We start from the raw sequence: 16,670 nt of genomic DNA, 5'->3' as shown, positions 1-16,670 counted from the left end.
AAAAAGTAAACCCTGTAGCCATGCAGTGCAGTGCACTGCTCACATGCGCATTAAGAAACTTAACAGGTTCATTAACCCTTCTGCACTAAAATCAAATAACATATAAAGCGCTGGCATTTTGACAAGTGGAAGCGCGAGCCTAGCTCGACCAGTTTCAGTCGAATAGCAACTCACCACATTCGTGGCGAGCTGAATTCTCACGGAGCAGCGGATAATGAATGCATACACGCGTCGTTAATATATTAAATTTTACTCTAATTCCCCAATTCACTCCAAGGGTCATACTTAAAATGCTCGTCAATAGGTATAAAGTTAAGCCCCTTTAACCCTTGCCTTGTAGACTCATCAATGAATCTTTGGCTACACGCATGTTCCATTAATTCTGAGCACCAGAAGAAATCCCTATCTATACCACTTCTAACTGAGAACTTTTTTATCCAGTTATAGCAATGCGCTCCAGGATAAAATTTGTTGACAGCAACCTCCCCAGTGGAAAGATCTTTCTCTAATGAAAACTCAGACTTCTCCTCATCCAGCAATGCAACCCACTCTGCCGCCAGGTAAAAGAAATAATCTTTACTTGGTTTTCCTCCATTAGCCAGACGGACTTCAACAGGAACTGCTCTATATTTAACACCTAGAACATCACATACCGCGATAAATTTATCAGAAACAAAGCCTCTCGGAGATCCGATATAGTCAAAATCCAAATCTACATCTTCTAAGTCAGTGCACTTAAAAATATGCGTGTTCTCGATCACGTATTTGTCCGGATCCGGATCATAAGCCTCCCATTCCCAGTCACAATTCTCTTCCCCAGCTAAATAGATAGGGCAACCCCTAGAACCGCCTGCATATTCTACTATGTAAAATTCGTGACCCATCTACTTTAATCCCCCTGTGATTGCATTAACCGCATATTTCCCGTTCTCTAAGCCCTCCCGAGCTATTCGTTGGATGTTACCAATACCCAGCGCAAGCTGGGTATCACTTAGTGCGCCCCGTCCAAACAGCTTGTTTAGCTTATCTAATTCCGGGCGAATGGCTGCGGTGTATTCTTTATGACTTGTCCAGTGGCCCGGTAGATCGAGAATTTTTGCAAGCGACGGATTGTCAGGTAGAAACATGCCATTCGACGGCCCGTCGTTTCTGAAACCGATGCTTTTCAATTTGGAGAACATACCGGCGTAGAGTTTATCCTTCATTAACTGCTCCGGGATCAGATGGTGATTCGCCATATCATCACCAACTTTATGACCCATCGCTTGACCGAGCTTTGTAGAACACAGTCCCAAAACGTCTACCTCGCCCAGCGGGCTTAGTACGTACTGGTAAAGATTTATGCCCCCTAGTAGCCCTATCGGATCTTGTGTGATGAACCGCCCCACACCCGGATCGTAATACCTGAACGTGTTGTAGTGCAGGCCCGTCTCATCGTCGAAATACTGGCCCTGGAAACGCAGATTTTGCTCAACTTCACTCACGGCAAGCGATTCGACCTCACCCCATGCCTTGTACGTCGCCTGCCACACGATCTGGCCGTCCACATCAGTCATGTCCAACGGCGTGCCTATCTGGTCTGTATGGAAGTAGTAAAGCTTCTGCTCTGCCTCACCTTCGTTTTGGTCGACACGTGCTAGCGGCGCGTAGCTTCCAGGCTCGTAGATATAAAGGCTGCTCTGCCACGGTGTTTCTTCGCGCAGCATCTGCAGGCCTTGCCAGAGGAAATGCTTGTGCTCGGTCTGGCCATCGATCTCGGACGTCTTGCTAACGCGGCGACCCAAACTGTCATACCGATACGTGCCAATGCTGTGCACCTGGCTGTTAACCATCGTTTCCGCACGCACGAGCCGGTTTTCGCAGTCGTAGGTGAATGTCTGCAGCTTGGATAAGCCCGACCGTTTCTCAATCAGGTTGCCCCAGGCATCGTAGGTATATTCTTGGTCGCGCCACTGCTTGATGCGGTTGTCTTTCACCTGATCAAATTGGCTGGTATTGAAGTTCAGCCGGTTGGCCGCAGCGTCGTATCGAAACTCTTCGCTATCAACCAAGCGACCTGTGTCGCGGCTGTGCAGCTGCCCGTTGGCTTCGTATTCGTACTTGATCTCCCCGCGCAGTTTGTCGAGCGTGCGGGTCAGTTCGCCTGCAGGGTCGTACTCGTAGCGCCGATGAATCGGGTTGTATGCATGATCGACCAACAGCGAGGTGTTGATGCCTGGGTTCTGGATTTGCGACAGCTTTTCAGCCGGAATGGTTGATGCGAACTGCCAGCTCTTGCGGCCCATCGCGTCGTAACCAAAGCAACTAGTCAGCTTGCCTTGAGAGCGGTAGACCTCTCGATGCAGATCGTTGCGCTCCATGTCGCTGATGAGCATTCCATCAAGGTTCAGTTGATGCAGGTGGCCGCTGCCGTAGTACAGGTGATTTAGGTGTTGGCCAGTCGGCAACGTCAGCGTGGTCAGGTTGCTTAGCGGATTTTATTCGTAGGCCAGCGCCCCTTGCGGCGTGGTCTCTTTGATCAAGCGACCCAACGGGTCGTAGCTGAAGTCGAGCGTCTCTTCAGCAACACCGAGCTTCTTGCGAATGCTTGAAGGCTGGCGGTGGATGCTGAGCAACCGGTCTGCTTCGTCGTAACTGATGCGTTGGCCCTTGGCGTCCTGACGGCTGGCAGGCAGTCCGTGCGCCGTGCGCAGCAGAAGCGTAATCTGGCCTCTGCCGTCGGTGTCTGATTCAACGCGTCGGTGACGGCTAGTCGTTGCAACGGTATGGAGGTGTTGCCGTCCGGGATTTCGCCGAAGTAGAAAAAAACGTTGTTCAGAGTTTGTAGCAGGTAGTGCCCGGCAAGGGTCTGGACCAGATAAATCTGCTCGTAGGCGTTGTAAATGCGCTCCCCGGCTCGACGTCGACAAAGGGCACGCTGCGGCCCTGGTTGTCGGTGAGGTAAACGAACCTGCCGCTGCGGCCCAGGCTCTGTGCCCACGGCAAGACCCAGCCTCGGCCCAGAACGGGATCTCTTTTTGCTCTATCGGTCCTTACCTCACTCTTGAGAAAAATATTCCGAACGCACCAGCTTGACCAGGCAGACGGCTAAAATGATTTCCACACTACAGAGCGGAGACACCATTGGAAACGGGAACTGTAATGCAACGCAACTGTGCAATAACCTTTCAATGCCCACATCCAGAGTTTATAAATTGTCGAACCTCATAAGCCATTTAAAAGCTCCAGATCAAAATCTTTATTTTTTATTATTTTTTTGTTGGATTTGATCTGCTCCAATTTTTCATTAGTGACAAGCCCTGGACTAGAAGCGAGAGCGCAATGAATAAATACAGCGGGATACGCGTAGTCAGACGGTGATTCTATAACGCCCTCTATAGTTAGAGCGCTTGGTATGATGCAAGAAATTACTTTCGGCACATAGTAATCAACCAGCGAATCTATTATTTTCTTGCAAACTTCGGTAGCTGCATCAGGCTTTGGCGTTTTGATTGCGCCGCCGATATCGCTGCTAAATCTCTTATCTGAACGACCTGAAGTCACAAATGAAAAACATGAATCATTAAAAAGATTACTTTTGTAAGGCGGCTCATACTTTCGAGAGCACTCAAATATAACACCACCATATACAAAACCACCTAGAACATACGCATCAGCCTTTGCTAAATGCTGAAAAAAAATATCGGCAACTACGATTTTATCCAAGCGGAATTTCAGTTTATTTTTTGAGGCTGCAACAGTGACTCCCTGCGAGCCTGTTATTTCTTTCAGCTCCTTTAATAACATGCTCTCAAAAAAAACTCTATTTTCTAAGCTCATAAGTCACCGGTACTTGAGAATATTAAACGTAGCATCATGAATCGCCCCCTTACCACCCAACTTTCTACCTATATCACTTTTGGTATCGACTTTAAAAGTCCCAGCAATCCCCTGTGATGGTTTGATACTCCCCCCGCCCAAATGCTGAGTCGTATTGGCGGGACTTGACATATTGTATACACCCGCAGCCTTCTGGTTTTTAGTCAGCCCGCCTGAACCATGCTTGACTTCGAAGACGTGCATATTCCCACGCGCATCCTCAGCTACTAAGTCAGCGCGAATCCTGCTTCCATTAACTTTCATGGTTACCTCCTCGGCTACGACCTTGTACCCATTTTGCTCAATATCATGGGCGGCCTTAGCCCTGCCTTTATCCCCACTCACTGAGCTTTTGCATAGGCCAAAGGGGTCAATCCAGCCAGTGGTATTCGGCCCGTATTGGTAGAGGTTAGATCCACCCAACAATCCAATCGGATCCTGAGTGATGAACCGCCCCACCTCCGGATCGTAGTACCTAAACGTGTTGTAGTGCAGCCCCGTTTCATCGTCGAAGTACTGACCCTGAAACCGCAGATTTTGCTCAACCTCACTCACGGCAAGCGTTTCAATTTCACCCCATGCCTTGTAAGTCGCCTGCCAAACGATCTGACCATCCACATCCGTCATCTCAAGCGGTGTGCCGATCTGGTCGGTGTGGAAATAGTAAAGCTTCTGCTCTGGCTCACCTTCGGCTTGATCGACACGGGCTAGCGGCGCGTAGCTGCCCGGCTCGTAAATATAGAGGCTACTCTGCGCCGGTGTTTCCTCACGCAGCATCCGCAGGCCTTGCCAGAGGAACTTCTTGTGCTCGGTTCGCCCTGCGATCTCTGACGCCTTCCCAACCCGCCGGCCCAGGCTGTCATACCAATACGTGCCGACGCTGTGCGTGTGGCTGTTGACCATTGTCTCAGCACGCACGAGCCGGTTTTCGCAGTCGTAGGTAAAGGTCTGCAGCTTGCCCAGCCCTACCCGCTTTTCAATCAGGTTGCCCCAAGCATCGTAGGTATATTCCTGATCCCGCCATTGCCTAATGCGGTTGTCTTTTACCTGATCGAACTGGCTGGTGTTGAAGTTCAGACGGTTGGCCGCAGCGTCGTATCGGAACTCTTCGCTATCAACCAAGCGCCCGGTGTCACGACTGTGCAGCTGGCCGTTGGCTTCATATTCGTACTTGATCTCACCGCGCAGCTTGTCGAGCGTGCGAGTCAGCTCGCCTGCAGGGTCGTACTCGTAGCGCCGATGAGTCGGGTTGTAAGCATGATCGACCAACAGCGAGGTGTTGATGCCCGGGTTCTGAATTTGCGAAAGCTTTTCCGCAGGCAATGTCGACGCGAACTGCCAGCTCTTGCGCCCCATCGCGTCATAACCAAAGCAGCTGGTGAGTTTGCCTTGGGACCGATAGACCTCACGATGCAGGTCATCGCGCTCCATGTCACTGATGAGCAGACCATCGAGGTTGAGTTGGTGCAGGTGGCCGCTGCCGTAGTACAGATGATTGAGGTGCTGGCCAGTCGGCAATGTCAGCGTGGTCAGGTTGCTGAGCGGATCGTACTCGTAGGCCAGCGCACCCTGCGGAGTCGTTTCTTTTACCAACCGACCCTGCAGGTCATAACTGAAGTCGAGCGTCTCTTCCTCAACACCCAGCTTCTTGCCAATGCTTGAAGGCTGACGGTGGATGCTGAGCAACCGGTCTGCTTCGTCGTAACTGTAATCCTGCCGCGCATCCTGGTTGACCTTAGCCAGCAACCGTCCAATCACATCACGCTCAAATTCGGTACTGCGCTGTGGCCGCTCTGCCCTGTCGCCGTAGCCGATTTCATCCAGCCGCGTCAGATGCCCACCCTGGTTGTAGCTGAACCGACGCGTCAGGTTGTCGATGCGCTTTTCTTCGATCAGTCGATCAGAAGCATCGTAAGCAAACTCATAAGTCGCATTGTTTTCGTTGACCAGTGCGGTCAGACGACTCGCCTTGTCGTACTCGTAGCTGATGCGTTGGCCTTTGGCGTCCTGACGGCTGGCAGGCAATCCGCGTGCAGTACGCAGCAGTCGCGTAATCTGGCCCTTGCCATCGGTGTGCGTAAGGACCTGGCCAAGAGCGTTGTAGGTAAACGACTCAGCGGTGCCGTCCGGGTGCTCGATGCGTACAACTTCGCCGTCGGGTTTGCGCTCAAGTCGCGTCGTCTGATTCAACGCGTCGGTGACGGCGACCAGATGGGACCGATCGTCGTAGGTATAAAACGTACTTTTGCCAGAGCAATCCTGAAACCGCTCCACCTGCGCCAGCGCGTTCCACCGCAGGTATTTGGATTTGTGGGTGGCGTCGATGATGGTGTGCGGCAAGCCGTCGTCGCTGTTGAGGTACTCAGTCTTGTGGCCGAGCGGATCGACTTCAGCGATCAGGTTACCTTTGTCGTCGTAGCGGGTTTTCCAGACACTACCACCGGGGAACGTGGTTTCGGTCACCAGCGTCGTACCCAGGTGGTGTTTGTAGCGGATCTTGCGGCCCAGCGGATCGGTCTCTTCGATCAGGCGGGAGAAGTCGTCGTACTTGAAGGCCAGCTTATTGCCATCGGGTAGCGTGATGCCGGTCAGGTTGCCGGCTTCGTCCAGGTCCATGGCGTAGCGTTCGCCGCCGTAACAGCAGCGCTCTAGGACTCAACATCAAGATGAGATTTTACCAACGCAATATATTTACCATCCTCATCTGCAAAAATCTTCTCGCCTTCCATCATGTACGCTCTGCATAAATACTCTATTGCATTCGGCTTATTCTGCTCATAGAGCACCTGGCCCAGCCTAAGTAAAACAAATGAATTAAACGCACCGTCGGGCCCATTCATTGCATCAAACAGCTCTGCAGTAGCGCGCTCGTAATCTTTTAGAAAAAAGAGAGCATCTGCCGTTCCAGCCTTTAACCAAGTGTAAGCATCCCAAATCTCCTTGGGCTGCGGAAGCAGCTCAAGGGCTTTTTGAAAATCATCAAACGCTAATTCATACATCCTGCTGTCCATGTGTGAGTTCCCCAACTCACTTAGCTCCGAAACCTTCGCATAAATATCATCCTCTAGATCACACATATGGCTATCCTTTGAGATGATCAAGATAGAAATTCAAATACTTGCTGTCGAAACCTTCGAATGCTCGTTTCTTGCCGAACTTAAAAACCTTATCGAAATGTTCGAAGGCCAGTTGAGTCTCACCAAGCTCATAGCAAGCGCTAGCGAAGACTACAACGCTACTTGTCTCCCGCGGAGGTTTAGTATCCATAGCAATCACGGACCAGCTCTTTGCCTCATCGTATTGCTTGGCGGCGAAATATGAGGTCGCGAAGCAACTCGCTATCCAGTGAGCCAGATCCCAATTCTTCTTAGGTTCAGGGAGCAAGGACCATGCCTCACGATACATACTTAAAGATTCAATACCGTTCCCGGCGGACTCAAAACGATTACCTGACTCGACGACATTAACAATGGCGTCAGACAGCTCACGATCAACAACACTCAAATCTTCCATAGCATTCTCAGTAATTAAAGTTTTCGTGCGGACCGACCATGCTTTCAGGAGGACGATACAACTGATTTAGCTTGGCGCCTGCAGATCGATTAATTGAGTAGTGATCCAATTCATAGTTTTTCGAATCCAACATCCAGCTCCTCACCTCTTTAGACTTAGCTCCATAGTATCCGCCCTTAGAATTCCAATACGTGACTGCATCTGTTTTATGAGCCATGTCTGCCTCTTTTATTGGATACCACTGTTCGTCAGAGGCCTTAAATCTCATGCCTTCTCCCTCGCCGCGTATTTTTCCCTGGGATCGCATATCCCCAATCACCTCTCGTCCAGTTTTGCTGCCTTTTCCTGGAGTTCGCCCGACGTAATCTGTTCTGCAACTCAGACCCCAAGGGTCAATCCAAACATTAGTGTTAGGCGCGAAAGCATAGAGATTACTACCTCCCACCAGCCCAATCGGATCCTGAGTTATAAACCTCCCCACTTCCGGATCGTAATATCTGAACGTGTTGTAGTGCAGTCCCGTTTCGTCGTCGAAGTACTGACCCTGGAACCGCAGATTCTGCTCAACCTCATTCACGGCTAGCGTTTCAACCTCGCCCCACGCCTTGTACGTCGCCTGCCAAACGATCTGGCCTTCGACATCAGTCATCTCAAGCGGCGTACCAATCTGGTCGGTGTGGAAGTAGTAAAGCTTTTTCTCCTCTTCGCCTTCGTTTTGGTCCACTCGCGCCAAGGGCGCGTAGCCACCGGGCTCGTAGATATAGAGGCTGCTCTGCCAAGGCGTTTCCTCACGCAGCATCCGCAGGCCTTGCCAGAGGAAATGCTTGTGCTCGGTTTGCCCTTCAATCTCAGACGTCTTCCCAACCCGACGCCCCAAACTGTCATACCGATACGTACCAACACTATGCACCTGGCTGTTAACCATCGTCTCCGCACGCACAAGCCGGTTTTCGCAGTCGTAGGTGAATGTCTGCAGCTTGGATAAGCCCGACCGTTTTTCAATCAGGTTGCCCCAGGCGTCGTAGGTATATTCCTGATCGCGCCATTGCTTGATGCGGTTGTCTTTGACCTGATCAAACTGGCTGGTGTTGAAGTTCAAGCGGTTGGCGGCAGCGTCGTACCTGAACTCTTCGCTATCAACCAGGCGGCCGGTGTCACGGCTATGCAGCTGGCCGTTGGCTTCATATTCGTACTTGATCTCACCGCGCAGCTTGTCGAGCGTGCGGGTCAGTTCTCCTGCTGGATCGTACTCGTAGTGCCGGTGAATCGGGTTGTAAGCATGATCCACCAACAACGAGGTATTAATGCCAGGGTTCTGGATCTGCGACAGCTTTTCAGCCGGAATGGTTGATGAGAACTGCCAGCTCTTTCGGCCCATCGCGTCATAGCCAAAGCAACTGGTCAGTTTGCCTTGAGACCGATAAACCTCGCGATGCAGGTCGTCGCGTTCCATGTCGCTGATCAACAATCCATCGAGGTTAAGTTGGTGCAGGTGACCACTGCCGTAGTACAGGTGATTCAGGTGTTGGCCAGTCGGCAACGTCAGCGTGGTCAGGTTGCTAAGCGGATCGTACTCGTAGGCCAACGCCCCTTGCGGCGTCGTTTCTTTTACCAAGCGACCCAGCAGGTCATAACTGAAGTCGAGGGTCTCTTCAGCAACACCGAGCTTCTTGCCAATGCTTGAAGGCAGTCGGTGAATGCTGAGCAACCGGTCCGCGTCGTCATAGACGTAATCCTGCCGAGCATCCTGATTGACTTTCGCGAGCAAGCGACCAATCACATCACGCTCAAAATCCGTACTGCGCTGCGGCCGCTCTGCCCTCACCCCGTAACCGATTTCGTCCAACCGCGTTAGATGCCCACCCAAGTTGTAGGTGAACCGACGCGTCAGGTTGTCGATGCGTTTTTCTTCGATCAGGCGATCCGAAGCGTCATAAGCAAATTCATAAGTCGCATTGTTTTCGTTGACCAATGCGGTGAGCCGAATCGCTTTGTCGTACTCGTAACGGATGCGCTGGCCTTTGGCGTCTTGCCGCGAGCTTGGCAGGCCACGCTCGTTGCGTTGCAACCTGATGACCTGGCCCTTGCCGTCGGTATGAGTAAGGACTTGTCCAAAAGCGTTGTACGTAAACGCTTCTTGTGTGCCATCGGGATGTTTGATGCGCAGCACTTCACCCGCAGGTTTAAGCTCCAGCTCGGTGGTCTGGCCCAGCGCATCAGTGACCGAAACCAGCTGCAGGCGCTCGTTGTACTGGTAAGTGGTGCACTTTCCAGAGCAGTCCTGAAACTTCTCAACCTGTGCGTGATTGTTCCACCAGACGAATTTCGACTTGTGGTTGGCATCGATGATGGTGTGTACCAAACCGTCATCGTTGTGGAAATACTCGGTGCGCTGGTCCAGCGCGTCGTATTCCTCAATCAGGTTGCCCTTGTTGTCGTAATGGCCTCTCCAGGTACTCCCGTCGGCATAGCTGACCTGTTTGACCAGCGAGGTCAAATGGTGATGTTGATAGCGCGTGCTGCGACCCAGCGGGTCGACCTCCTCGATCAGGCGCGAGTACTCGTCGTATTTGAGTGTCAGCTGGTTGCCGTCGGGCAGCGTCAAGCCGACGATGTTGCCGAAGTCATCCAGATTAATTGCGTACTGTTCTCCGCCGAAGTCGCGACTAGCGGTCACCCGGCGATCGGCGTTGTAGTGAACCAGCGCCTCGCGACCCAGCACGTCTGTGACGCGGGTGGTGCGCGCCTTGAAGTCGTAGTCGAAATCGAAATGTTCGCCGTCGCTGGTCCAGTGCTCGACCACACGTGGCTGGCCGTCAATTGTTTTCCAGCGGTATTCGCAGGCGAGGCCGAGCGCGGTGCTGTGCCGCGTCATAATGCCATCGGTGTAGCTGAAATAACGCAGGGTGTCGCCGTTGCGATTACTGACCTGGCTCAACTGGCCGTTGTCGTCATAGCGGTAAGTGACCAAGGTTTCAAACGCTTGGTCACCGACGATACGTTTGACCTCTGTAAGGCGACCGAGTGGGTGGTTGTAGTGCAAATGCACGCGCAGCCCCCCGGTCGCGCTGATGTCAGTTAGCTTGCCATCGGCCGTGCGTGTGAAATGCAGAAAATGGCCAAAGGCGTTTTCGATGCGTTGAAGCGGTACTGAGGTGTTGTCTTCGGGCACTTCGCCGAAGTAAAAAAAGACGTTATCCAGCGTCTGCAGCAGGTAGTGGCCGCCCTCGGTGCGGACGAGAAAAATCTGCTCGTGCGGATTGTATAGGCGCTCACCGGGGTTGATACCCACAAACGGAACAGTTCGCCCCTGGTTGTCGGTCAGGTAAACGAAACCGTTGTAGCAGCGCAGGCTTTGTTCCCACGGCAGCACCCAGCCTTTGCCAAGGGCGCTGTCGACGTTGAGATCGCTGGCGTAGAAGCGCGACCACTCGAGCGGCATCAAACCCGGCAAGCTGAAGTCGGTTTCATCTGTCAACAGTTTGCGGCCCGTCGTGGTGTCGACGGGATTACCGTGAAGGCCGCCTAGTACGCGGCCCAGCAAGGGGCCTGCGACGTAGCGACCGAGTAAATCACCGCCAAGTACTGAAGCCATGAACCCGACCGCGCAGGGGCCAGCGGCCTTGAGGCCGGCTTGTGCACCCAGCTTGTAGATGTTCCAGATCAGCTTCGCGCCGCCTGCGGCCCCCATCAGAATGTCAACGCCGTATCGAAGCGGTGCCGGTATTTCATCGTCAATCGGTAGATAGGCCTGAGTGCCCCCACCGATTCTTACATTGTCGGATCCTGTCGCAATTTTGGCCCCGCACGTCAGCTTGTCGCCCTTGCGTGCCGCAGGATTCCCATTGATGAAAACGTTGGTAGAACCCTCGGCGACTAAAACCGTAGGCGGATGCTTGGTACATACGCCAACGCTGACGATCGCGTAGGCTGCATTGAGTGAATTGATAAATACATTTGGGGATGCGGTTTGGATATTACCGGCGGGAGAGCTAAACAAACTTCCCGCCATCTCACCCAACCATGCGATTCCGCTGCCCATGGCGCCGAAAGCCATACCCAACAGAAAACCGCCAACACCTGCAGTGCAGAAGGTAAAACTGAGGTAAGCGACCACCGCAATACCCACTAGAGCGCCTACTAAGAAGCCGCTCAAAGCGCTGGTATGTTCTATTCCATCATGTAATCGGGCGGCCTCGAACATGGGGATTATTCCTGTTCAAGCGTGGGGGAGTTGAGCACAAAGCTGGCCAGTAGCTCGTTCCACTGAGCGTCTTGCGCGGTTGTGAAATCCAGCTGACTCGTGGCGGAAAACACCAACACGCGCGCCGGCGCGATGATAAAGGCGGCCTGACGTTGGTGAATGGGTCGCTTTTCGACGATATGGTAGGCGCTGATCTGCAAACCCTGAAGCGGCTGGTCAGCGTTTAATGCCGCAGATTTCTTATCCAGCACTGTATAACCGCGCAATTTGGAAGCCATCAGCTTGAGTTGACGCTCAAGATAAGCACTAATGTCTTCCCCAGGCAGCGTGTCATCACGCGAGATAGTAATACTAAGCGAGGCAGGACCACTGCCATTCAGCGCGAAGATATTGACCGAACGGTCCTGAAACCCTTCCGGCAATGCGAAACGGCCTTCTTGAATCTGATAGTCCATGGGAAATACTTTCCTTGAATATGTGTCGTTCAGACGCCTGCCAAGCCGTCGAGCATTTGATCAAACTGCAACAACCACTGACTGAGCGCTTCGCTGTTCGGATCGACTTTGCAGCCAATCGACAGCCACTGGGGTGCAATCCCCCCGGCATGCGGAACCAACCCTGCAACAAAACGACCGTGGTGGTCGCTATGGCCGACGTTGAAACGATAATCCAGCGCTAACGCAGGGCTACCTGCCAACAGGCATTCTCTTTTCCGGATAATGCGCATCTGCGGGTGACTCTGCCGCAACGCTGCAATGGCTTCATCAAACAACAGTTCGAGCGTTTGTTGCTCACTGACAGTGCGACGTCGTACCGACACCTCCACAGGCTCACCATTCTGGTCAAGCGTGAGTGTCAGGTTCTGAATGCTGAAGCAGCCCGGAAACGCAAAGTTGAACCCGCCAAAATTGAAACTGCTGGGGCTTTCAGTCATAGGCACGACAGGTACCACGATAGGCGCAAGCGCCAGCGCCTCAGCCTCGGCTAAAGCCTGGTCGGCTTGCTGTTTTTCAAGTGCCTCTCGGGCCAAACGTTGTTCAGAAATACGATCATACATACTGGTGCGACGGATCATATTGAGTGCACTCAATCGTTAATTTGAACAGTTTTGCCAGTGATAGTCGTTTCAGCTGAGCTTTCAGTAATAATGACGTTGCCCTTTATCTGAATACCATCAGGGGTGATAACGATGCTACTTTCGCCGCATTGCAGGACAATTTGCTGCTTGGCCTCTATGTAGATGTATTTGTTGTCTACCAACAACTTGAATGCCCCATCCTGCACGTTAATAACCGTGTCTTGCTTGATCGTTTCGGTATGGGTGCCGCCTACGGTGATGGTCCTGTTATTCCCCACCTCGTGCTTTTCATCCACCTCGATCTCGGTGTCCAAGTTGCGCTCGGCGTGCATATGGATCTGCTCGGCGCCTGACTTGTCCTCAAAGCGGAAGAAATTCGCCGTGGCCGCACTGCCCTTGGTCGAACGCGTCAGAAAACCACTCTGCGTCTTGTTCGCAGGCAACGACCACGGCGGGGTGTTTTTGCTGTTATAGACGCTGCCCATGATCAGCGGGCGATCCGGATTGCCATCCAGGAAAACCACGACAACTTCATCACCGACGCGCGGAATCTGGATGCTGCCGAAACCGCCGCTGGCACCCGACTGGGCGACGCGGACCCAGCAGGAGCTGTGATCGTTGTACTTGCCGTTGCGGTCCCAGTGGAACTGGACTTTCACGCGACCGAGTTCGTCGGTGAAGATTTCTTCGCCCGGCGGGCCGACGATGATGGCGGTCTGCGGCCCAGAGATGGTCGGTCGCGGCGTGGACAGTTGCGGGCGGAAGGGAATCTTTTTGCGCACGCAGGAGAAGGTGTTGTAGTAGCTGGCCTGATGGCCATTGAGGTAGTTGTTGTGGCCTTCGCTTTCGACGCCCATCAGCAGGAACTGACGATCGTCGGCGGAGCCCTGATCGTGGTCGTAGTGCTGCACCAGCTCGAAGGTGTAGCCGGGCTTCATCGCGCGGCAGTTGCTCGCGCCTTCGAACTTTTTGCCGCGGATTTCCAGGGCTTCCATGCGCAGACGCAACAGCGTTTCGCCCTCGTCGTAGGTGCCGTGGGTGTACTGGCCGGGGAAGTCGTAGATCTCGAACGTCTCGACGTCGCCCTGTTTGTTCAGGCTGTTCATCCCGACGGGCAGACGGTTGTTGGGCTGACGGTAGTCGAAGGTCTGCACGGCCATCTTGCCCGCCTGCAACTGGCGGTTGCCGCTCCACTTGGTGATGGAGTCTGCGGTCTCGGTGACGGACGCGGTGTGGAACCGGATCTGCGGTTGTTCCGGCAACGGCTGCAGCATGCTGGAGTCGTCGCAGATGATCATGGTGTGGCCTTCGGCGGTGTGCTCGAAGTAGTAAAACATCCCTTCTTCTTCAAGCAGACGCTGGACGAAGTTGAAGTCGGTTTCACGGTATTGGGTGATGTAGGTGTAGCGCTTTTGCGGCTTGGTCAGGCGGAATTCATGGCGGGAGAATGCCGGGCACAGTGCGAACACCTGGGTCACCACTTCCTCGACGGTATTGCCCTGAAAGACCCGCGTGTCGAAGCGGTTTTTCAGCATCGAGAACCAGGGGTTGAGCGTCGCGGTGTAGCGGGCCATGCCGCCGTCGCTGCCGGTGCTGGCAAAGCGCGTGAGGTAACCGGCGATATAACGAGGCGTGCTGTCGGCCAATTCGATTTCGATGGTGACCAGTTGCCCCATCATCGACTTGAGCTCGACGCCGGAATCTTCGCAGATAAGCAGCAGCTCGAAGCTATACGCCTGGGACAGCGCTTCCCGACCTTTGAAGGACTCGAGCAGCAGTTGCTGTTCCGGGCTGGCGAGGTTATTGAACTTGAACAGGCGCCGGTTCTGGGGCGAGAGCAACGCGGCAAGGTCCATCATCATGAAAATCTCCTGGATGGCACGGGGTAGAACGCTACCGCCATGCTCAGCAACAACAGGTTACGAGCCGACAAGGGGGCCGGAGCCCTTGTTGCATCGTCGCTAACGGGTCGATGACGCGCCACCGGGCGCGTTCGCCATCGGCCGTGGGGGCATTCCTACAATCACGTAGGACCCGGGCTACAGACGCTTCTTTAAAACAACAGTCTCGGAATCGACGGTCGGGTCCGCGCGCATGTGCGCAATCGGCAGCGCCGCCAGCAGCTTCCGGGTAAAAATTCAATTGCTGGACACTGCGACCGCGCTGCAATGCGAAAGTGCCACCAGGCACCGGAATTCGCGAACGACATCACGTTCTCAGAATCGTTACAGATGTTTCACAGCGGCAAAGGAGACACTTATGCGCCTCCCCCTGTCAACCCGGTGAATCGATTTTGCGAAGGGACACGCAGGATGGTGTATTCCATTTGAAATTTCTTAACGGGCGGGTGAATGTCTCGAAGTGCCCGTAATCACAGGCGCTTGCCGGGGGCTATAGGCATCGGTTGGTTCAGTGACTGTGGTCTGCCATCATTGCTGAGTGTAAAAAACCTGAGAAAAATGCGCGCCGGTGGAAATTAAATCGTACTTTAGTGGTCGATAGCGGACTTGACCGCTCCTGCTGGCAACGTGCTAGCTGTAACGGCCAACCGCAACACCCACGCTCACTCACGGCGCTCCATGGCGCCTCTCTCCAGGACTGTGATGTGTAAATGGACTTTTTAGCCAACATACCTAGCTGGGACGATATTGAGCGAAACCTCGACCAAACCTTCGGCGAGCTAAACCAAAGTATCGATAAGGGCCTGCAGAGCGCCAACGACGGTTGGGATGGGTTCACCCGTAGACTTAGCAATGGCGCAAGCCAAGTCTATGCCGACCATGGAGGGGCCCAGATTGATCACGTCCGGCAAGCGTTGACCCTTTCCTACCCGATAGTGCTGGACGACCTCACGCGGAAGTTGGCGTCGATCAACATCACTGAAATCTTGCCGGTGCTGCTGAAGCTGGTGCGGGAAGTGGTGATGATAATGGGGGGGAGCGTTGCAGTGGGCGCCGGGATTGGAGGCGCAGTCGGCTCTCTTGCTTTCGGAGCGGGCGCACTACCGGGAGCAGCGGTCGGCGGCAGTATCGGCTTGGAAGTGGGCAATATTATTCTCATGGCGCTGGGATTGGCGTCCTTAGCTGAGTACTTCCGGCAAGGCGTCGGGCCATGCGCTAGCAGCTTAAGTGAAGGATTCATGACCGCATGGCGGGCCGAAGATGGTTTGAAACCCCCAGGTCTCGACCCAACCGGCGGTTCAGCCGCGATGATTCAAGAGCGGATCGAACGCGCCGCCCGACAATTCGCAAGCGGGCAAGAGCAGTACGTTCTGCTGCTTTTGACCGCCATCGTGGCGTTTTTGATGGGCAGGTACTCTCTAAACGCTATGGAAAGCGTCGCGACACGGAGTTTCAGGCTGCGGGCTGAAATCACGAACAAGGAATTTGCGGAGTGGTTGGCGCGCAATGAGCAGCAGCTTCTTAAACTGCAGGAATTGCAACCGAAAGATGTGACGCCATTGAAAAAGGCGGAGCCTGAACCACCTCCGGAGCGACGCGGTGAGCGGAGTGCTCCTCCTAAGATCGAGATGTTTAAAAAGGGATGGACTGCAGAGGATGTTCTGGCGATACCGCAAGGATCGAGGCCTGATCCTTCAGTGTATCTGACGCCTGAATACATGGAGTATCACCTTGCACAGTTTAAGAACGGCGCTTCGCGTGTGATGCCAGTGCGTAACTTTGAAAAATACGGAATAGGTCAGACAGACGGCACGTCATTCATTATGCCCCACCATGAAGTGGACGAAATCTTCGCGAAGGCGGCGGGTGACAAAAGAATTCTGGAACAGAAACTCGGTCTTCCTGAAGGGTTCCTAGAAAAGGATAAGATTGTGCGTATTGATATCCCGTCTCCTAACGAGCTAGGCCTGCGTATTCCATCCGGCAATGAAGCGGGGGCTAATGAATTCTGGCTTCCGGGAGGGAAATTACCCGCTGGTAACCTTGAAGCCGTTATTGATGCCGGTAAGATATCCGGGGATCGATTGATAACAACTCCAATACCGTAGAGGACATT

Annotated in this window: 9 protein-coding genes and 2 pseudogenes; 1 reads left to right on the top strand and 10 read right to left on the bottom strand. The window is 53.4% G+C overall.

The genetic code is table 11. The features are described 5' to 3' along the window. Positions 1-254 precede the first annotated feature (254 nt). The 10 genes and pseudogenes from BBI10_RS13305 to tssI all read right to left on the bottom strand — a co-directional run bounded on the left by BBI10_RS13305 (position 255) and on the right by tssI (position 14,515). Positions 255-884 carry a hypothetical protein gene (locus BBI10_RS13305; protein ID WP_065988970.1) on the bottom strand — a complete coding sequence of 210 codons (630 nt, stop codon included), beginning with the start codon at positions 882-884 and terminating at the stop codon, positions 255-257. Then, a pseudogene (locus BBI10_RS13300) lies at positions 885-2,702 on the bottom strand (RHS repeat-associated core domain-containing protein); the annotation flags it as partial. It abuts the gene before it with no gap. A gap of 502 nt (positions 2,703-3,204) precedes the next feature. Continuing rightward, a complete protein-coding gene (locus BBI10_RS26585) occupies positions 3,205-3,819 on the bottom strand; it encodes a hypothetical protein (protein ID WP_083233103.1) in 615 nt (204 codons plus the stop codon). A 387-nt stretch (positions 3,820-4,206) separates the two neighbouring features. Continuing rightward, positions 4,207-6,495: pseudogene (locus BBI10_RS13295) on the bottom strand (RHS repeat-associated core domain-containing protein); the annotation flags it as partial. Between the two features lie 11 nt (positions 6,496-6,506). Continuing rightward, complete coding sequence (locus BBI10_RS13290) at positions 6,507-6,935, bottom strand: tetratricopeptide repeat protein (protein ID WP_065988968.1); 429 nt, start codon at positions 6,933-6,935, stop codon at positions 6,507-6,509. A 4-nt stretch (positions 6,936-6,939) separates the two neighbouring features. Further along, the gene (locus tag BBI10_RS13285; protein WP_065988967.1) at positions 6,940-7,371 is read right to left on the bottom strand and encodes a hypothetical protein; all 432 of its coding nucleotides are present in this window, start codon (positions 7,369-7,371) and stop codon (positions 6,940-6,942) included. 7 nt (positions 7,372-7,378) lie between these two features. After that, entirely contained in the window at positions 7,379-11,575 is a 4,197-nt protein-coding gene (locus BBI10_RS13280) for an RHS repeat-associated core domain-containing protein (RefSeq protein ID WP_065988966.1), read from the bottom strand. A gap of 5 nt (positions 11,576-11,580) precedes the next feature. Further along, positions 11,581-12,030, bottom strand: coding sequence for a DcrB-related protein (locus BBI10_RS13275; RefSeq protein ID WP_065988965.1), 450 nt, complete (start codon positions 12,028-12,030; stop codon positions 11,581-11,583). 29 nt (positions 12,031-12,059) lie between these two features. Next, positions 12,060-12,650 (bottom strand): hypothetical protein, encoded by a 591-nt coding sequence (locus BBI10_RS13270; RefSeq protein ID WP_244160358.1) that lies wholly within the window; start codon positions 12,648-12,650, stop codon positions 12,060-12,062. 11 nt (positions 12,651-12,661) lie between these two features. Continuing rightward, positions 12,662-14,515, bottom strand: coding sequence for a type VI secretion system tip protein TssI/VgrG (gene tssI, locus BBI10_RS13265; protein WP_065988964.1), 1,854 nt, complete (start codon positions 14,513-14,515; stop codon positions 12,662-12,664). 749 nt (positions 14,516-15,264) lie between these two features. On the opposite strand from tssI, the gene BBI10_RS27980 reads away from it, so the two are divergent. Continuing rightward, entirely contained in the window at positions 15,265-16,662 is a 1,398-nt protein-coding gene (locus BBI10_RS27980; protein WP_244160357.1) for a DUF6861 domain-containing protein, read from the top strand. The last annotated feature ends 8 nt before the right edge of the window (positions 16,663-16,670 follow it).

The organism is Pseudomonas graminis (assembly GCF_001705435.1).
Taxonomy (GTDB): domain Bacteria; phylum Pseudomonadota; class Gammaproteobacteria; order Pseudomonadales; family Pseudomonadaceae; genus Aquipseudomonas; species Aquipseudomonas graminis_B.
Note: the sequence above shows the minus strand (reverse complement) of the source record. Positions and strands in the feature narration are given on the sequence as shown.